This window comes from Hymenobacter jejuensis (assembly GCF_006337165.1).
Taxonomy (GTDB): Bacteria; Bacteroidota; Bacteroidia; order Cytophagales; family Hymenobacteraceae; genus Hymenobacter; species Hymenobacter jejuensis.
In genome coordinates this window covers 2,181,483-2,198,430 of the sequence record NZ_CP040896.1, presented here as the reverse complement: position 1 = coordinate 2,198,430, position 16,948 = coordinate 2,181,483, and the positions used below count along the sequence as shown (strand labels likewise).

Annotated in this window: 19 protein-coding genes; 12 read left to right on the top strand and 7 right to left on the bottom strand. The window is 55.6% G+C overall.

What is annotated here, in order from left to right; all coding sequences use genetic code 11:
• Positions 1 to 25: 25 nt before the first annotated feature.
• Positions 26 to 487, bottom strand: a complete 462-nt coding sequence (locus FHG12_RS09000) for a CHRD domain-containing protein (protein WP_139515418.1) — start codon at positions 485 to 487, stop codon at positions 26 to 28.
• Between the two features lie 705 nt (positions 488 to 1,192).
• On the opposite strand from FHG12_RS09000, the gene FHG12_RS08995 reads away from it, so the two are divergent.
• Complete coding sequence (locus FHG12_RS08995; RefSeq protein ID WP_139515417.1) at positions 1,193 to 2,509, top strand: TPM domain-containing protein; 1,317 nt, start codon at positions 1,193 to 1,195, stop codon at positions 2,507 to 2,509.
• 85 nt (positions 2,510 to 2,594) lie between these two features.
• Here FHG12_RS08995 and FHG12_RS08990 read toward each other — a convergent pair whose 3' ends face one another.
• From FHG12_RS08990 to FHG12_RS08980, 3 genes are all read right to left on the bottom strand, one after another.
• Positions 2,595 to 3,155, bottom strand: coding sequence for a YhcH/YjgK/YiaL family protein (locus FHG12_RS08990; RefSeq protein WP_165699353.1), 561 nt, complete (start codon positions 3,153 to 3,155; stop codon positions 2,595 to 2,597).
• Between the two features lie 177 nt (positions 3,156 to 3,332).
• Complete coding sequence (locus tag FHG12_RS08985) at positions 3,333 to 4,991, bottom strand: MFS transporter (protein ID WP_139515415.1); 1,659 nt, start codon at positions 4,989 to 4,991, stop codon at positions 3,333 to 3,335.
• A gap of 160 nt (positions 4,992 to 5,151) precedes the next feature.
• Complete coding sequence (locus FHG12_RS08980; RefSeq protein ID WP_139515414.1) at positions 5,152 to 5,442, bottom strand: hypothetical protein; 291 nt, start codon at positions 5,440 to 5,442, stop codon at positions 5,152 to 5,154.
• A 279-nt stretch (positions 5,443 to 5,721) separates the two neighbouring features.
• Between FHG12_RS08980 and FHG12_RS08975 the strand changes: the two genes are divergently transcribed.
• Entirely contained in the window at positions 5,722 to 5,952 is a 231-nt protein-coding gene (locus FHG12_RS08975) for a hypothetical protein (RefSeq protein ID WP_139515413.1), read from the top strand.
• A 109-nt stretch (positions 5,953 to 6,061) separates the two neighbouring features.
• Complete coding sequence (locus tag FHG12_RS08970) at positions 6,062 to 6,604, top strand: DUF4136 domain-containing protein (RefSeq protein WP_139515412.1); 543 nt, start codon at positions 6,062 to 6,064, stop codon at positions 6,602 to 6,604.
• Between the two features lie 54 nt (positions 6,605 to 6,658).
• Here the strand turns inward: FHG12_RS08970 and FHG12_RS08965 are convergent, their stop codons facing one another.
• Complete coding sequence (locus FHG12_RS08965; protein ID WP_165699352.1) at positions 6,659 to 7,060, bottom strand: nuclear transport factor 2 family protein; 402 nt, start codon at positions 7,058 to 7,060, stop codon at positions 6,659 to 6,661.
• Positions 7,061 to 7,314: 254 nt separating this feature from the next.
• On the opposite strand from FHG12_RS08965, the gene FHG12_RS08960 reads away from it, so the two are divergent.
• The 8 genes from FHG12_RS08960 to FHG12_RS08925 all read left to right on the top strand — a co-directional run bounded on the left by FHG12_RS08960 (position 7,315) and on the right by FHG12_RS08925 (position 14,461).
• Complete coding sequence (locus FHG12_RS08960) at positions 7,315 to 7,770, top strand: Rrf2 family transcriptional regulator (protein ID WP_139515410.1); 456 nt, start codon at positions 7,315 to 7,317, stop codon at positions 7,768 to 7,770.
• A 50-nt stretch (positions 7,771 to 7,820) separates the two neighbouring features.
• Positions 7,821 to 8,417 carry an efflux RND transporter periplasmic adaptor subunit gene (locus tag FHG12_RS08955; protein ID WP_139515409.1) on the top strand — a complete coding sequence of 199 codons (597 nt, stop codon included), beginning with the start codon at positions 7,821 to 7,823 and terminating at the stop codon, positions 8,415 to 8,417.
• A 131-nt stretch (positions 8,418 to 8,548) separates the two neighbouring features.
• Entirely contained in the window at positions 8,549 to 9,370 is an 822-nt protein-coding gene (locus tag FHG12_RS08950) for a TonB family protein (protein ID WP_139515408.1), read from the top strand.
• A 33-nt stretch (positions 9,371 to 9,403) separates the two neighbouring features.
• Positions 9,404 to 9,805, top strand: coding sequence for an NUDIX hydrolase (locus FHG12_RS08945; protein ID WP_139515407.1), 402 nt, complete (start codon positions 9,404 to 9,406; stop codon positions 9,803 to 9,805).
• A 179-nt stretch (positions 9,806 to 9,984) separates the two neighbouring features.
• The gene (locus FHG12_RS08940; protein ID WP_139515406.1) at positions 9,985 to 10,443 is read left to right on the top strand and encodes a hypothetical protein; all 459 of its coding nucleotides are present in this window, start codon (positions 9,985 to 9,987) and stop codon (positions 10,441 to 10,443) included.
• A gap of 255 nt (positions 10,444 to 10,698) precedes the next feature.
• Positions 10,699 to 11,553 carry a pirin family protein gene (locus FHG12_RS08935; protein ID WP_139517739.1) on the top strand — a complete coding sequence of 285 codons (855 nt, stop codon included), beginning with the start codon at positions 10,699 to 10,701 and terminating at the stop codon, positions 11,551 to 11,553.
• Positions 11,554 to 11,885: 332 nt separating this feature from the next.
• Entirely contained in the window at positions 11,886 to 12,332 is a 447-nt protein-coding gene (locus FHG12_RS08930) for an SUKH-3 domain-containing protein (RefSeq protein WP_139515405.1), read from the top strand.
• A 470-nt stretch (positions 12,333 to 12,802) separates the two neighbouring features.
• On the top strand, positions 12,803 to 14,461 hold the full coding sequence (locus FHG12_RS08925) for a serine hydrolase domain-containing protein (protein WP_139515404.1): 1,659 nt from the start codon (positions 12,803 to 12,805) through the stop codon (positions 14,459 to 14,461).
• 19 nt (positions 14,462 to 14,480) lie between these two features.
• Here the strand turns inward: FHG12_RS08925 and FHG12_RS08920 are convergent, their stop codons facing one another.
• Together FHG12_RS08920 and FHG12_RS08915 are read right to left on the bottom strand one after the other, a co-directional pair.
• A complete protein-coding gene (locus FHG12_RS08920) occupies positions 14,481 to 14,912 on the bottom strand; it encodes a hypothetical protein (RefSeq protein WP_139515403.1) in 432 nt (143 codons plus the stop codon).
• 135 nt (positions 14,913 to 15,047) lie between these two features.
• Positions 15,048 to 15,557, bottom strand: coding sequence for a GNAT family N-acetyltransferase (locus FHG12_RS08915; RefSeq protein ID WP_139515402.1), 510 nt, complete (start codon positions 15,555 to 15,557; stop codon positions 15,048 to 15,050).
• 259 nt (positions 15,558 to 15,816) lie between these two features.
• Here FHG12_RS08915 and FHG12_RS08910 point away from each other — a divergent pair, with 259 nt between their 5' ends.
• Positions 15,817 to 16,878 carry a hypothetical protein gene (locus FHG12_RS08910; protein WP_139515401.1) on the top strand — a complete coding sequence of 354 codons (1,062 nt, stop codon included), beginning with the start codon at positions 15,817 to 15,819 and terminating at the stop codon, positions 16,876 to 16,878.
• Positions 16,879 to 16,948: the final 70 nt, after the last annotated feature.

Below are 16,948 nucleotides of genomic sequence, written 5' to 3'. Positions count from 1 at the left end.
CCGGTTTTCGGTGAATGGGTATGCGCTACTTTTTCACAATGTTGCCGCGGATCTCGCCGCCCGGATACTGCGTCGAGTGGAAGTTCGCGTAGAACGCGCCGCCCAACAACAAATCTTCGTCAGCCTGCGTGAAGGTCGCCGTGCCTGTAACGGGCGAAGTCAGGCTGGAGAAAGGATACACTACCGGTCCGTTGGTGCCCGGAGCGCCCCGGTGCAAGTGGCCCGCCACGGGCGTAAGCCCTTGGTACGTAACGGTATACGTCAGGACGTGGGTAGCTTTATCGTACACGCCATCAAAGGTACCCGTGGCGGTGGAAGCCGTTGGGGGTACTTCTTGGGAGGCATTGAGGGTGGCCGTCAGCACTACTTTGGTGCTAGGCGCCGGCGTCGTTGGCTTGATGTGCAGTTGCTCCAGCAGATCGTCGCAGGCAGTAAAGGCCAGCGCCGTAGTGGTCAGCAGGATTGCAACAGTTAGTTTTTTAAACATAAATGGTTTATTTACAATATTTTATGAAATAACTAGCGACCCAATAAGGTCTATCCTGGCTGAGCCATGCTTTGCACCGGGCATGGCAGGGCAGCAAGCGTTCGCGTCAGGGCGAGCGCGAATGATAGCTGTGGCAACGAGCGATCGCTTGTAAAAAGCCAACCATCTGGTAAGCAACGTGTAACCCGTATCAACTACTTTTCTTGCTTCACTACCATCCCCAGAAGCACTGTAATCTTCTGTTCCCTAGTCTCTTACTACCTAATATGGCAGCAATCTGCTGCCTACCTATAATGCCGCGGCACCCGCGTTCTAGACTCTGCTCACGGAGCCCTACTTACGTTTGGAGTAGTGCTGTCGGATGGATTAAGCTGCAAAAAATATTCAAAAAATTCCAGTGATACCCCGAATAGTTATAAAGAACACTGTAAATGCTATTAGCCACCTGACTTATCAAGACGCATCTTTAATTTCAACTTATTGAATATCAATGAATTAAATCATGCAGAGCCTTCTTTACAATGGTGCTGCTTGTTTGAAGTGACGCAGCAGAAACCACGGACGAATTTTAACATGCACTCACCACGGTCGGAGGCGAAGGCGCGGCTGTTGCAGCTCATTGACCGTCAACGCGTAGCCACTTGACGGAGAGCCCCGTAGAAGGGAGGCGAAACTGGTTTTACCTCTCACTTCATTTTCTGCGCCATGCATCGCTTTTTGTTTCTCATACTGTTTTTGGTGTCGGCCGGCTTAGGTGCGCCGACCGCAGGAGCGCAGGGCTCCGCCGAAGGCCTGCCGCCGCGCCCCTCGCCCTTCCGCTTTGTGAACGACCAAGCTTCTCTGCTGAGCCCGGCGGACGCCAAGAAGCTGGAAAGCGGCCTGCGCCGCTACGCCGACAACACCGGCACCCAGATTGTAGTCGTGACGGTGCCCACGCTGGGCGGACGCGACGTAGCCGACTACGGCCGGGCCTTGGGCGAGTCGTGGGGTATTGGGCAGCGCGACAAAAACAACGGCATTGTGCTGTTGCTGGCAGGACAAGAGCACAAAGTCACGATTCAGGCCGGCTCGGGGCTGCGGGCGCAGATCACGCCCGAACTCACGGCGCGCGTCATCAACCAAGACATGACGCCTAGCTTCAAGCAAGGCCGTTATTTTTCTGGCTTACGCACGGGGCTGAACTCCCTGATGCTGGCCGCCAACCCCGACTCGGATCCGCGCAAAAATCAGCCGCAGCCTACAACTTCTCCGGCCACAGCCACGAGCCCCGCAGCTGGATCAGCGGCTTCCGACCTGAATACCAACGACTTAAACACTTCGGCCGCGGCTACGGAGCCGGCTTCGGCACCGTTTTCGCCTTCCGCTGCGACCACGCCCGAGCCCGCACCTTCCGGGCCCGGCATGGGCACGCTTGTGATCGGGGCGCTTGCGGTGGGTGGCGTAATCTGGTTTTTGGTGCGGATGTTCCGCCGCCGGACGCCCGCTGCTGGAGCGCCGGGCAACGCCCCCGACTTTTACTCAAACCGGCCCAACAGCCCAGCGGGCGGCAATCCTGGCAATGGGAATTACAACCGCGGTCCGGTAGGTCCGCAAGGGCAAGCGCCTGATTTCTACTCCAATCGCTCGGGCATGGGCGGAGGCGGTGGCAGCGGCATCGGCGGGATGTTGGCCACCGGTGCAGCCGCGGCGGCTGGTGCTTACCTCGGCAACCGCATGGCCTCGGGCCACGACACCTCAGGCAGCAGCCTAGCAGGCGCAGGGCTCGGCAACGACACCCCGCACTCGCTCGATCCTAATTCGGCCAACGTCGGCGGTACTTCGTCGGGCGGCTTTCCGGCCCTCGAAGGCAACGACGCAGTCGACAACACGCCGCCCGATTACTTCTCCTCGGATGACGCCGGCACCGACGGCAACGCGGATTATTTCTCCTCAGACGACAACTCTTCCTACGATGACCTGTCTTCGGATGACACAGGAGGCGGTGGCTTCGACGACAATAGCGACAACAGCGGCTCTTGGTAATACGTTGCCAATCAATATGTTATAAAACAACAAAAAGGCCGAGCATAGGGTGCTCGGCCTTTTTGTTTTGGTAATAATGAGCTGACTACATGCCCGCTACCCGGATTTTGAAGACTACCTTTTTCACCACGTCGTAGCCCTCAACCTTGATGGAGGGCCGGTGCCCATCTTGTGGGAAGAACAGGTAGATGGTGCTGGGGTCGGCGTCGTAGTATTTGCCACCGTCGCCGCTGTAGTGTGCTACGTCTTTGGCCTCGTTGTAGGGTTCGGTTACGGTGAGATTGGACAACGGCTGCACGCCCATTTTCTCCTTACCGCGCACAATGTATTGGAGGTCAATGTACTTGCGGTGCGACTCCCACTGGGTTTTGTCGAACTCTTTCGAGGTGGGCTCGGTCACCGAGAGCGTCAGCAGGTCGCCGTCAAGTTTCGACGAGCCGTTGGGCAGCGCGGCCAAGTCGTTTTCGCGCATGTAGGCAAAGGCCTTGTCCCAAATAGCTTGGTTGGCGTGGTATTGTTTGGCGAACTCCACCGCGTCAACGTCGGGGTACACGTCCAGCTTGAGGCCTTTTTTCCAGGTGCCGCCTTTCACCCATTTTTGGGCGCTTTGCGGAGTCCAGTCGGTAGTTGCGGTAGTTGGCGTCATGGTTTTCGAACAGGAAAAAAGTAGTAAAGCCCCTAGCAGTAAAACCAGCGGCGTCAGCACGTGATGCTTCATAAGGAATGTCGGTGGAAGTGGTCGTGAAGGTAGAGAGCTGTAAGGTATTGCGCCAAACGAACTTAGGTCTCCTGCAGCGCCCTGCCCTCAAAGGCAAATATTCTTCTACCGCTGGCCCTCCAGGGTTTCGTAAGGGGCGGCTACTTCTACGTTGGTCGTGCGTGGGAACGAAAGAAAATGCGTCACCCGCGGCGGCTCCGGCCCCATGTGAAACTGCTGTACGCGGGTTTCCACGGCCAAGTCTTCCTTGGTGAAACGGTGGTGCTGGCGCTCGTGCTCGCCCCAGGTAGCCACGTAAAAGAACTCCGTGATTTTCTGCGGATTAGCCACGTCCGAAAACACCCCGGCCCGCAACGCGCCGTCGCGCAGCCGCAGCCGGGTAAGTTGCGAAGCGGCTTGACGGAAAGCCGCCCAGTCCGCAGGATCTACTTGATACTCAATCATTACCACTACCGGGCCGTCGTCGGGGTCGATGTCGCCGCCTTCCACGATGGGGTCGGGCCAATGCTCGGCGGGTTCCAGGTTCAGCCCTTCGGCCTGGCGCATCGGAAATGGCAAGGCCAAGGCCATGCCCACCAGCATCCAACCCGCGGCCGCTATCAAGGCCAGCTCCAGGCTTACGCGGTCGGCCAGCTCACCCCACGCCACGCTGCCCAGCGACAAGCCCGCCTGAAACACCAGCATATACATGCTCACGACGCGCGCCTGCACCCATTTGGGTACGTGCAGCTGCACGGTAGTACTAAAGCTGGTCATGGTCATGAGCCAGGCGATGCCCGACAAAAACATCACGGGGTATAGCCAATATACCGACGGCACCAGCGCCAAGCACAGGTTGGTGCCGACAAAAACCAGCGTTCCCAGCAGCACGCGCTGGTTGTAGTTGAGCCGCTGGCCCGCGCGGCCCATCAGGAAAGCACCCGTGACGGCACCCGCCCCTAGCCACGAAAGCAACACGCCGTAACTGCCCGAGTTTAGGTGCAGGCGCCGCGCCACCACCACCGACAGCAAGGCCCACATTGCGCTGGCCCCAAACGAAAACGCGAACGTGCGCACCAGCACTGCATAAATGGCCGGCGAATATTGCACGTAGCGCATGCCGGCCCGCAATGCGCCCATAAAGTTCTCGGCAGGGCCGGTAGCAGCTTCGACGGTACGCTTCCAATTGTACACCACAAACCAAGTGCCCACGAAAGAAACCCCGTTTAGCAGAAACACCCAGCCCGGCGAGTAATACGCAATGATGACGCCCCCAATGGCTGGCCCCACTGCCCGCGCAATGTTGTTGCTGACGCCGTTGAGGGTGATGGCAAACGGCAATACCGACCGCGGTACCAGCTCGACGGTAACGGTTTGCCAGATCGGCGCGTTAAGGGCGGCGCCAATGCCCAGCAGGAAAGTAAATCCCAGCACGCCCAGCGCCGAAACTTCTCCTAGCAGCGTCAGGGCGCCCAGCAGCACCGCCACCACGGCCATGAAGCCCTGCGTGAGCAGCAGCAGCTTCCGCCGATCAATTAGGTCGCCCATGGCGCCGGCCGGCATGCTCAGCAGGAAAGCGGGGAGGCTGGTGGCCGTTTGCATCAAGGCCACCAGCAACGCACTGGTAGTGAGGGTAGTAACCAACCACACACCGGCCACATTCTGCATCCAGGTGCCAATATTGGACACGACGGAAGCAATCCAGATGGCCCGGAAAACGGAGAAGGTAAATGGAGTCCACAGCGTAGGCTTCGCGTCCGGGCTGAGGGTACTGGAAGGGATCATGAGAAAAGGCCGAAAATCTTACGCTCTGTTAACAGCCGAAACGAAAAACAGGCAGACCCTTCGTACGCGAATTCGGCAAAAACTGATGACCCGAAAATGAATCAGCCGCATTCTCCGGGCGGAAAATGCGGCTGATTCACCTGCTTAAACCTTGGGGCGCTTAGGGCCGGGGCGGCATAGTGCCCGTTGGGGCGTCTACCTTAATTACGCCTTTCGGAGCCTTGGCCTTGCGCTGGGCCTTGCGGCGGGCGCGCCAGCGGCGGAACAGCCCCAGGTGGCGGTGTTTGCTACGGCTGTTGCCGCGATATCTTTTGTAGTTGGGGCGCGGGACGCGCGGCCGGAGCAGGCTTTCTGCCTCAATGCTGGCTCCTTCGCTTGCTGCCGCTTGCGCTGGTTGGGCCTCCAGCAACAGCAGGAAGACACAGAAGAACAACAGTAGTAATTTGTACATAAGAAGTTTAAAGAAAGTATGCTCGGTCAAATATCCAGACAAGGTTCGTGCCCGCCTCTCGCAACACCCTGCTAAACTACGCTATTATCTCAGAAATATTCAATAATTATTAGAAATATCATATTATAACCTTTTGATGGACAAAACTTTGCTACGTATGTGGACTTTACTTGCCTCAGCTTGGCGTCGTTTCGGGTGCTGACAAGCGGATCATACAACAACAAGCTTCTCCGTGCGTAAAACGCTTGTTCTCATCGATTTGCGAATTACTCCCTGATAATGAAAAAAATAGCTCTCGTTCTGTCCTGCGCCGCTTTGCTGGCTTCGTGCTCCGAAAACAAATCGTCGATGGAAAAGGCAAACGAGCTGCCCGCTGGCACCACCGTGAAAGGCGCCGATGGCAGCAAGATCAAGAAGCAAGCCGATGGCGACATCAAAGTCAAAGATGCACAGGGCAACGTCACGAAGCAGGATGCCGACGACGGCACGGTGAAGGTCAAAAAAGAGTAGCGGTTCCTGCGGCTGCGGGCAACCTCAACCGCACCCCAAGCGCCAGCCAATTCGTTAGACTACGCAGTTTATCCGCTGTGATGCGCTACCGTATACCCGTCCTATTGCTATGAAAAACCTGTTGATTTTGCTCCTCCTGGCTTTTTCAGCCTGCGCGCCCGTGCGCATTGCCTCCACCTCTCAGAAGCCGGGCGTGGACTTTACGGCCTACAAAACCTACAATTTTATGGACGTATCGGCGCGCAACGAGGCCAGCTCCGAGGCCCTGGGTATGGGCATTGGGGTGCAGGAACTGAAGCGCGCCATTGCCGCCGAACTAGCGCGGCGCGGTTACCAGCCAGCCGACCGGCCCGATCTGTGGGTCAACATTGGCGTAGTGGTCGAAGATCAGGTTCAGACCCGCGAAACCAACATCCGTGACGCGCCTCGCTACATTGGGCAGCGTAACTACCACTGGCAGAGCGAGGAAGTAGTGGTGAATACCTACAAACAAGGCACCGCTACCGTCGAGCTGGTGGACGCGGCCCGCAACGAGCGCATCTGGACCGGGGCGGCCGTCGGCATCCTGACTAAAGATCAGGAGCGGATGGGAAAAAGAATTGACGAGGCCATGCAGGCCCTCTTCGCAAAGTATCCTGTCAAGCCTCGTTAATAAAAAGCGCCTTCAACTATAATTACTTAAAAACCAGACACTTACAGCCAAGTATTACACCGTCTCGAAGTTGTGAAAGCTGCGCTGGCGGTAAATCTTGCCATCCTTGAATTCGAAGACCATGCAGAGTTGGGCAACCAAAAGCTGCCCGCGCACTACCGGCCCCAAATCGATGATGGCTTGGGCACGCCACTGGCCTTCTGCAACCACACTGCCATCGGTGCAGCTATGGATGCGATCCATCTCAAACCGTGAATCAACCAGCACTTCACGCCCGTTGCGGAGGGTAGACAAAATTTCCTCGTAAGAACGACGGACGAGGTTTCGGGAAAGCAGATTGGGATATTCCGTTTGCTCTACCTCCGGGTGCAACACTGCGGCGAAAGCTGATGCGTCGTTGTCGAGGCCTTGGATTAGTTTGAAGTAAGAAGAAACAACGGCGATTGGGTCGCTCATAAACGAGGCAGTTAGGATTCTTTGCCGAAAGATAGGCGAAGCGCGCGATCTTATAAGGAGCACTTTTCTGGAGCTCATCTATAGTGAAAAGCCACCTATATCCTCGTGAGAAGCTTTTGCCAGACAAAACGTTGGAGACTGGGTTGCTTTTCACTACAGATATTCGCCCGGTCAGTGGTCGTAAAAAGACAAGCGTGTGGGCATTAGAAAATAAGATCGTATATTTGTAACCACATAAGTTACATTAATTCAACATGAATACTCGGTTTGCTGTTGCCACACATATTTTGGCGTATCTGGCCCATGCCGATGGGCAGCCAGTGTCGTCGGAGGTGATTGCGGGCAGCGTCGGAACGCACCCGGTGGTGGTGCGGCGCCTGATTGGAGCATTGCGGGCGGCTGGATTGGTGCGTACGCAGCTGGGCGCGGGCGGCGGCGCGCTGTTGGCCCGGCCGGTGGCGGACGTATCGCTGCTGGATGTGTTTGAAGCCATGCAGGAACCCGAGCCCGATTTGTTTTCTGTCAATAATACCAAACCCAACGAACGCTGCAACTTGGGCCGCGTGATGCAGCAAACCCTTGAAGATCTGTTTGGCAGCGCCGAACAAGCCATGCGCAACGCGCTGGCCGCCGTATCGCTCCAGCAAGTCATTGGCCAACTCCGGGAGCGCCTGCCCAAAGATTGTGGCGGCTCCGATGCGGTGCGCTAACCGCTTTTTATTTGCCTTTAAATGTAACTGACTCAGTTACTTTATTTTCCATGAAAAAACTTATTACCCTGCTCCTGCCCTCGCTTTTTGCGGTAAGTAGCGGAGCGCTGCTCGTCGGCTGTACCGACAAGCCTACAGAAAACGCGGCTGCTACGGTGGCTTCGTCCATACCGACACTGGTCTCAACCTCAAAAGCCCCTATTCTGGCTGCCGACGAAGCCGTGCGCTCGAAAGTTGCGGGTCGGGTGTGGGAAGTATTCTTTGCCAGCGGCGACCACGTTCAGAAAGATCAGGTACTGCTGAAGCTGGCCGTGCCCTTGCCCAACCCCGCCCGCCAACACCTACAGGCCCTTTATCAGCAACGCCAACAGCAATACAATAGCCTAAGTGCCAGCCATTTGCAGCACCCAAGCTCCGCCTCGAAAGCCCGCCTCGATTCCGTTCAGCTTCGCCTGCAAGAGGTAAAGCAGCGCCTCCAACAACTTACGCCGCAGTTGGGCTTTGTGTATGTAGCCGCCCCCAAGGAGGGCTTCATCACCGACAAAACGGTCGTGGCCGGCGATTATCTGGTTATCGGCTCCGCGGTGGCTACGCTTGCTTCGGCGCCTGCCACGGTTCCTAACGTGCTGTTTTCCAGTGCCGATTAGCCGGTAATCGTACTCCTTACTTCCGCGAAGGCGAAAGGCCCGTGCCCCTAATTTTGGAGCACGGGTCTTTCGCCTTCCTTGTTTTATTTATATTTACGTTTGCGGTTCTATTCACTAGTGCTGAATTATTGATGCCTAATTATTATCAGGTACTTGGCGTGCCGACGTCAGCAAGCGCGGAGCAGATAAAGCAAGCTTATCGTCTCTACGCCAAGCACTTACATCCAGATCGCCATCATAATACACCTTTCTTCACCGAGCGGTTTCGGGAAGTGCAGGAGGCTTATGAGGTGCTCACCGACCCGATACGGCGCCGTAGCCACGACATTTCCCTGCGCCCCGGTGCCATTCCGTCGGCGCTGATTGACCGGAATGCCGAACAGGCCCTACGCGCCCGCCTCAGCGAATTGGAAAAGCAACTGCGGCATACCACGCACAAGCTTCAGCACGCGAACAAGCAATTGGCCAAAAGCCACAAGATTCAGATAATCAGTTATATAGCCATTGGCATTGTGTTGCTGGTGGCAGGCTTTCTGCTGCTGCGTACGCCCCTTACCGAGCAGCTGATGCAGGAACCGTACGAGGCCATCTCGTACCAGCTAGAGCCGGCCCTGCCCGCCGATACTACCCTCCCCAACAATACCTACACCGCCGCCGAGGTGATGCCCCGTTTTCCGGGGGGTACGCGGGGGTTGCTCAAGTACATCAACGCCCAGATTGAGTACCCACCTCAGGCGCTGCACCAGGGCGTGCAGGGCAAAGTATTTGTGTCGTTTGTGGTTGATAAGGCGGGTTGGGTGCGCGACATCCGCATTGTGAAAGGCCTGGGCAGCGGCACCGACGAAGAAACCGAGCGCGTGCTGCATCTATTGCCACGCTTTATTCCGGGCTACCAAAACCACATTCCCGTAAATGTGGCCTTTACCATGCCCATCACTTTCCGGCTGGAATAACTATTTTTATAATATATTGATTATCAAATACATATGCAGATAATTGATAAAATAGCGTGGTTGCATCTGCACGACGGCAAGCTCCTGAGCACCCGCAGCCGCGGCAAGGATCGGTACTACATTCCGGGTGGCAAGCGCGAAGCTGGCGAATCGGACGAGCAGACGTTGCGACGGGAAATTCGGGAGGAGCTCACGGTCGAGCTCACCACGGGCAGCCTTTGCTACGAGGGTACTTTTCGGGCCCAAGCCCACGGCCACGCCGAGGGCATCTTGGTAATGATGACCTGCTACAGTGCCCGCTACGAGGGCACGTTGCAGCCCGCCGCCGAAATCGAGGAGGTAGTATGGCTAACCTACCGCGACCGCCCTGCCGTGTCGGCCGTCGATCAGGTGATTTTTGACTGGCTTTATGAGCGGCAGTTGCTGCGGGCCTGATACGGCGCTGGTTCTGCCTGCACTTTCAGCCGAGTAAAAGCGCCAACTCGTCGGCGTTTGCGGGCAATTGGGAGAATGCAGGGTAGGCAGGAGGCGTTTGGGCACTGGGTTTGAATAAAGTCTGGCAGAACACAACGTTCTGATAACCACTGATTCCCCACTCAACTTCACACGCTATCATGAAAAAGCAACTTTTTGGCCTCGCCCTGCTCCTAAGCCTTTCTACGTCGTTTGCTGGCAACTCATTTGCCGCTGAGCTGCGTCCTCTTGCTGGCCAAGAGCAGCACCGGGACCACGACAAAAACCAGGACCGGAGCAAAGAGCGCTCTGACAAACTCGCTAAGGAACTCGACCTCAGCAACAAGCAAAAGAGCAAGCTGGAGAAGATCTTCCAGGACCAACACCAGCAGATGCAGGCCTTGCACAGCCGCTCGGGCCGCGACCGCAGCCAGACGATGGCCGAAGCCAAGCGCATCCACGAAAGCACCGACAAAAAGCTCAAGGATGTGCTCTCGAAAAAGCAATACGCTCAGTTTGAGGCCAAACGCCAGGATCGCATGCGCCAAATGAGCCGCCCAGGTCAGGGCTCGCGCCGCACCGATAACCACCGCGACTTTGGCAGTCGCGACCGCAGCTAGCCTCGGCTGACCCGCGCCCATAAAAAGTCATCGGCAACCTAACGCGCCGCTCGTGCTTTACGAGCGGCGCGTTTTGCTTTTCTATTTAATAGAAGACAGAAGCGCTCAACCGGCAGCGCGAGGGCCAACCAATGCCTGCTTTGCTTGTTAGCAGCGGACACGCTCGCCGCCGACGGAAAAATGCAGGTCCGCCGCGACTTGTCGGGACGGCAAGCGTATTTACCCGAGTTGCCCCAACTCGTTACATCCAAGTGTATGCGCACCATCAAACAACAACACCGCGCCGTGAGCGCCCCCATCGCCGATCTGGTTACCTACCGTGCTTTGCCCACACAGTCGGTGGAGCACCTCGATCCGTTTCTGTTTCTGAATCATCACGGGCCCCAAACATATCGCCCTAATAACCAAGGACTTCCATTTGGACCGCATCCGCACCGTGGTTTCGAGACCGTGACCTTCATCTTGGAAGGCGACATCATGCACCAAGATACGGGCGGGCACGAAAGCATTATCCGGGCGGGCGGCATTCAGTGGATGACGGCAGGCAGCGGCCTGATTCATGCCGAAATATCGTCACCGGCGTTTAAGCAGACGGGCGGCCCGCTGGAGATTTTGCAGCTCTGGGTAAACCTGCCCGCCAAAGACAAGCTGGTAGCACCGCGCTACATCGGGTTGCAGCAGCCAGAGATTCCGAGTACCACGCTCGACGACGGCCGCGTAACCATTCATGCCGTATCGGGCAATTGGGAAGGCACCGCGGGTGCTGTACAGCCGCTCACCGATATGAGCTTGGCAACCATCGACTTCCGGGCAGGCGGCAAACTCGACCTGACCATTCCGCCCGACCATACGATCTTCTTTTACACCATTCGGGGCAAGCTGCGCGTCAACGGCCAGGAAACCGAAGCGCGTCGCCTGACCGAGTTCAACTACGACGGCGACGACCTGCACATCGAGGCGCTGGAAGATGCCGTGCTGCTGCTTGGTCACGCCCACCCTTTCCGGGAGCCCATCGTGGCCTACGGTCCTTTTGTAATGAACACGGAAGCTGAAATCGAGCAGGCTTACCAGGAATACCGAGCCGGGAAATTTGGCCAGTGGCAGGGCTAGCGGCCTTGGCGGCAGCGTGCTTTCATCCGAAAAAGAGCGGGATTCAGGCCACAGCGCGGCCCGGATTCCGCTCTTTTTTTGTTGGTCAACACCTGAGCTGCCTGCTACGCGCTAATTCATAAAAATCTCATTACCAATTCATTACATCCAATATTCTTTTGAAATCAGCACACCTGTCTTACCGATACGCCTCCATAACCCAGCGCGGTGTAGGTCCGAAACAGATTGTGCATTTTTTCGGCAACAGTTGAGCTTTGTCTGTATTACCCTGTACACTTGCACTGTAAGCAAGGGCTTACCTTTTAGACAAAAGTCCTCAAACCGAGACGAGCATGATTGCTTTTGCTGAAGATGTGGAGCAGGCGCTGCAAGAAGCGGGTTGGTATCAGGGCCGAAGCACCGACATTTCTCAGTATCAGGAAGTAATTGAAAGAGAAGGACTTCCGTGGAATCGGGCAGTGCACGGCTTCTTGAGTGAGTTTGGCGGCCTGCTGCTTCATTTCGTACGCCACGACGGCAGCCTGACCTCGGCGCATTTCCACGCCCTGCGGGCCCTGGGTTCCGACGACGCATTTTGGGTGCCCGAAAAGTATGCGCCCCGGCTTCCTCAGCACCAGCTTTGCGTGGTGGGGCAGGCCTACAACAACCAACTCTTGTTGTTTATGGACGAAACCGGCGCTATGTACGGTGGCTTCGAAGACTTCCTATACCTGATTGCAGCTACCGGCGCAGAAGCCATCCAAGCGATTTGCTTAGACCTGAAATTCAAAGAGTTATAGCAGTCCTCGCTTCGTATGACCGCTTTTTGCTACCGCGACGGAGGTGAATAAGTGCATGTGCCCCAAAGGCAGCCTTACATTAGATAAATCATATTTGATATAAAGCCGCCCTCTTTTTATCAGTAGTTTTTTGGTTACGTTTTCCAGCCAAAATATCCACATCTAATCTTCTAGCAGTCACTATGTTGAAGATAGGTAGCAAAGCGTCTTTTAGAAAGAGAAAAATTCATCAATAATTCATATTTATTGTTGCAATTTCATTACCAAACTATAGAAATAATATAATAAACTTGCTGTGCCGCCGGTAGCTATTCGGGGGCAGAAAGCATTGTGTTAGAACTCTTTGCCAGGTAAGCATTGTGAAGAAGATATTGGCCTTATTCCTGGGCCTGCTAACTGTCAAGGCAGTTGCGCAAACAGGGATACCCGTCCCGCAATTAGCCAATTGCGATGCTACCGTTCAAGCCTTCATGCAACGCTGGAAAATTCCGGGGGCATCGGTTGCCATTGCCCGGCAAGGCAAGCTGGTGTATGCCCGCTCTTTCGGTTACGCCGACCTCCAGCGCACCGTGCCGATGCAGCCCTATAACCTTTTGCGGGTAGCCAGCATCTCGAAGCCCGTCACGGCGGTAGCCATCATGAAGCTGGTGGAAAGTGGCCAGATCAGCCTCGATCACAAAGCGTTCGGGCCCAATGGCTACCTCAACAGCCCGTATTACAGCAGCGTCATCACCGACAAGCGCATTTATAATATTACGGTGCGGAATCTGCTGGAGCATTCCGCCGGCTGGAACCGCGAAGTGGCCTGCGATGGCTACGGCAGCTCCGACCCCATCGATTTTCCGTTGCACGTGGCCAAAGTGCTGCACGTCCCAAACCCCGTAGGCGACTCGACGCTCGTGCGCTTTCTGCTGGCCAAGGGCCTCAACTTCACGCCGGGGGCGCGGTTTGCTTACTCCAACATTGGCTACCTCGTGCTGGGCAAGATTATAGAGTCCGTAACGGGCCAGCACTACGAAGCCTGGGTACGCAGTAACTTACTGACACCCAGCGGCGTGCAGGAAGCTCACTTGGGCCATAACTTACTGGCGGACAAGCTAGAGCGCGAAAGCGAATACTTCAGCGAAACGCGTAGCCGCTCTTGCTACGGCACCCGCAAAGACGTGCAGACGCCCTACGGCGGCTGCAACCTGGAGGCCATGAATGCGCACGGCGGCTGGGTGTTTTCGGCCCGCGATCTGGTGCGTTTTGTACTGGCCGTCGATGGCTCGCCTACGCGCCCCGATTTGCTGGGCCCGGGTACCATCGACACCATGACGCAAGCCTCCGCCGCCCAACGACATTATGCGAAGGGCTGGATGGTCAACAAAAACAACACGTGGTGGCACACCGGCAGCCTCGACGGCACAGCTAGCTGCGTGGTGCGCACGTCGGCGGGCTACACATGGGCCATTCTGCTGAACGGCCGCGGGCCTTCCAACCGCTTCTGGAACGACCTCGAAGACCTTGGCTGGGATTGCATCAACGGCTCCAACGCCTGGCCGACGCACGATTTGTTTGCTCCCGAGCTAAACGCCACGCGCCTTGCCGCAGTGCCCGCAGGGCCACAGGCAGTAACGCTCACCTGGGCCAGCGGCAGCGGCACCCGCCGCTTGGTTGTGATGAAAGAAGGCAGCCCCGTAGATGCTTTTCCGCTCGACGGCGTGGCCTACACGGCCAAAGGCAGCTTTAGTAGTGGCGACACACTCGGCCGGGGCAACTTTGTGGTGGCCGATGCCGCTGGCGCTTCGACTACCGTTAGCCATCTTACCCCGGGCAAGACGTACTACGCCCGCGTAATTGAGTATTATCAGAACGAATCAACTGATAATCAGCCTGTTTATAGCCTCGACGGCAACCCGACGCTTTCGTTGCGCCTCGCCGTGCCGAAGGTAGTAGCCGCCAAACCAGCCCGCACCAGCATCCGAAAAACTGTTGCTACCCGGTTCTCCTCCAAAACCCCAGTGCACAAGCCCGCGCCAGCAGCCCCGCGCCCGGCTGAGCCTGTGCTCGAAACCAGCGTTGCCCCACCCCCTACGCACTACCTGACTCGCTTACGCGAAATTCTGCGGAAATTTACTGGCGTATAAGTGATTAATAATCACTTACTTATTTTACTAACAACTCTTGTTGCTGGCACTGACGCAGCCAGCCGATGGCTTCGCCTTCATCGATGAAGCGCTCGCCCATGTAGGGTTTATCGGCGAAAAAGATAGCGGGCGGAAAGGCGCCGTCCGCTTCCGCATCGCGCAACGATACGGGAGCCAGTAGGTAGCAGATGTAGAGGCGGCCATGGAGTTGGGCCGTGCTGGCCGGCAGAAACTCCTCTAGCATCCAGCGCTGCGCCACTTGGTCGGTGTTGCGGCGACGGCGGGCATCCAGCAGCCAATACCGACAGCCCACTGCAGTAGCAGCCTCCAAGATGGCTAGGTAGCCTTGGCGTAGCTCCGGCACTTCGGCCTGCCGCAGCCAGCGCACCACCATCACGTCCAAATCGTCGCGATAGGTTATTTGCAGAAATCCGGGCAGCGATTTGTTCATAGGAAAAGTGGTCAAGCCCGAAAGGTACGATGCCTACCTCCTATCTGTTATGACGCCGCTCAACGTTTTCCAGAAGGCAGTAAACCACTCACAGAAGCACTCCAAATCATGTAAGTATAATAGCTTATTGATGAGCTATTTAGCAAGCTGTTTTTCGTAGCAAAAAAACCGTAAACCAGGTCGGAAGCCCAGGGAAATTTCACCCGCAAAACGATAGCCCAACTTCGGGAATAAACGCTGGGTAGCTTGGTTTTCGGAATTGGTATCGACGCGCAGCCGGTGCAAGTCCCACTCCACGGCCAGCTTTTCGGCCTGTGCAAGCAAGGCAGCTGCTACGCCGCGCCCATGAGCATCGGGCGCAACGGCCAGCCGGTGCGTAACGACTGCCGGCGCCGTGGCATCCCAATCGGCTTGCGCGTATTCTGCGTCTTGGTCGGTGGTAAGGGCCGCGACGCCCACAACTTTTTCATCTAGCTCGGCTACCCAAAGCTGTTGCTGCTCAATATCTTGCCGAAAAACCGTCTCGTTGGGATAGCTGCTTTCCCACTGAAAATTACCCACGGCCTGCATTAGCGGCACTACCCTTCGAATGATGTCGAGAATAGCCGGCAGATCGGAGGTGGAAGCGCGACGAACAATAAGCATGGCAAGAAACAAAATAGAAAGGAAATAAAGGGCCAAGCCAGTCCTGCTTACGCAGCTACACTGCCTTTGACGGCAATAATACACCGTGTACTTACCAAGTTCAGCCGCTACTCGCACCCCCAGCGTCTTTAAAAGATTTTGACTAGCTGGGTTATCTTATTCTTGAAGTTTATTGACTTATAATCATTCTACTATATATTGTTTACCTCTATAAAAGAGAACAAAATTTATAGTTAAAATTCAAGCCCATTAAATTTTCATGAAACACCTATCCATTTTATTAGCTGCCTCTTTGGTAGCTACGGCAACGTACGCCCAAAATAACGAGCAACATTCTTCCTCGATCGGTACGGCTAACAAAGTGACCGTTATGCAGGCTGGAGAAGCTTCGGCCGGAGCTACGCAAGTGGGATCGCTAAACGAAATCACGCAAATACAAAACACACTAACGAACAGCATTAGCACTGGTGGCTTTGCAGGAAGAAACGGTAGTGCTTTTGCAACGCAAAATGGAACACTCAATCAAATCACCCAAACCCAAAGCAATTCAGGGTATGCTGAAGCTAAAGCTACTCAAAAGGGCGCGAGCAATAAAATCGCGCAGGTCGAATCAGGCAATTTTACCGGCGTAAACGCTTCTCAAAGTGGGGATTACAACATAGCTATTCAGACCCAAATAGGCTTCCGTGACCGAGCCTTCTTGGACCAAGCAGGAAACTACAACGCCAGCATTCAGTCGCAAATTAGCTCGACAAATGTGGCTTCAACTAACCAAACGGGAAACCACAATATCAACACGCAGACACAAGAAGGCAATTACTCTTCAGTTTTTCTTTCCCAAACTGGCGACCATAATGCTAACACGCAAATTCAAACTAAGGACTTTGGCTTGGGAGGAAGCGCTTATGCGCTGCAAGCTGGCAGCTACAACACTAGCATGCAAACACAGAACTCCGGTTCGTCAGTTCGTGCTACCGTTATTCAAATGGGCAGCTACAATAGAGCAACACAAGCTCAAATAAGCGGGCGCGAAGCCAGCGCCACTCAAACGGGTAATTATAACAGTAGCACTCAAGAACAGGTAGGTAGCGATTACGCCACTGTTGAGCAGTTTGGCAGTAATAATACCGCCTTCCAGCAGTCTGGCATTGGATACGATAATATAGGATACATCAGTCAGATTGGGGATGCTAATTACGCGCACCAATTTCAGACGGGTTCGATGAACAATGTTCAAACCTACCAAGGGGCTACAGGTAACGCCAGCGCTGTTATTCAACAGGGAAAAGACAACGTTAACGTGGTCCGGCAGAACCGCTAGGCAACCGGATTTTAAACCCTGTTTCTGCTAACCCAAACGCCCCCGCACTTTCGGAAAGTGGCGGGGGCGT

Coding starts and splice junctions, on each gene's coding strand:
- FHG12_RS09000 (WP_139515418.1), bottom strand. CDS start 487: ATGTTTAAAAAACTAACTGTTGCAATCCTGCTGACCACTACGGCGCTG.
- FHG12_RS08995 (WP_139515417.1), top strand. CDS start 1,193: ATGCATCGCTTTTTGTTTCTCATACTGTTTTTGGTGTCGGCCGGCTTA.
- FHG12_RS08990 (WP_165699353.1), bottom strand. CDS start 3,155: ATGACGCCAACTACCGCAACTACCGACTGGACTCCGCAAAGCGCCCAA.
- FHG12_RS08985 (WP_139515415.1), bottom strand. CDS start 4,991: ATGATCCCTTCCAGTACCCTCAGCCCGGACGCGAAGCCTACGCTGTGG.
- FHG12_RS08980 (WP_139515414.1), bottom strand. CDS start 5,442: ATGTACAAATTACTACTGTTGTTCTTCTGTGTCTTCCTGCTGTTGCTG.
- FHG12_RS08975 (WP_139515413.1), top strand. CDS start 5,722: ATGAAAAAAATAGCTCTCGTTCTGTCCTGCGCCGCTTTGCTGGCTTCG.
- FHG12_RS08970 (WP_139515412.1), top strand. CDS start 6,062: ATGAAAAACCTGTTGATTTTGCTCCTCCTGGCTTTTTCAGCCTGCGCG.
- FHG12_RS08965 (WP_165699352.1), bottom strand. CDS start 7,060: ATGAGCGACCCAATCGCCGTTGTTTCTTCTTACTTCAAACTAATCCAA.
- FHG12_RS08960 (WP_139515410.1), top strand. CDS start 7,315: ATGAATACTCGGTTTGCTGTTGCCACACATATTTTGGCGTATCTGGCC.
- FHG12_RS08955 (WP_139515409.1), top strand. CDS start 7,821: ATGAAAAAACTTATTACCCTGCTCCTGCCCTCGCTTTTTGCGGTAAGT.
- FHG12_RS08950 (WP_139515408.1), top strand. CDS start 8,549: ATGCCTAATTATTATCAGGTACTTGGCGTGCCGACGTCAGCAAGCGCG.
- FHG12_RS08945 (WP_139515407.1), top strand. CDS start 9,404: ATGCAGATAATTGATAAAATAGCGTGGTTGCATCTGCACGACGGCAAG.
- FHG12_RS08940 (WP_139515406.1), top strand. CDS start 9,985: ATGAAAAAGCAACTTTTTGGCCTCGCCCTGCTCCTAAGCCTTTCTACG.
- FHG12_RS08935 (WP_139517739.1), top strand. CDS start 10,699: ATGCGCACCATCAAACAACAACACCGCGCCGTGAGCGCCCCCATCGCC.
- FHG12_RS08930 (WP_139515405.1), top strand. CDS start 11,886: ATGATTGCTTTTGCTGAAGATGTGGAGCAGGCGCTGCAAGAAGCGGGT.
- FHG12_RS08925 (WP_139515404.1), top strand. CDS start 12,803: ATGCAACGCTGGAAAATTCCGGGGGCATCGGTTGCCATTGCCCGGCAA.
- FHG12_RS08920 (WP_139515403.1), bottom strand. CDS start 14,912: ATGAACAAATCGCTGCCCGGATTTCTGCAAATAACCTATCGCGACGAT.
- FHG12_RS08915 (WP_139515402.1), bottom strand. CDS start 15,557: ATGCTTATTGTTCGTCGCGCTTCCACCTCCGATCTGCCGGCTATTCTC.
- FHG12_RS08910 (WP_139515401.1), top strand. CDS start 15,817: ATGAAACACCTATCCATTTTATTAGCTGCCTCTTTGGTAGCTACGGCA.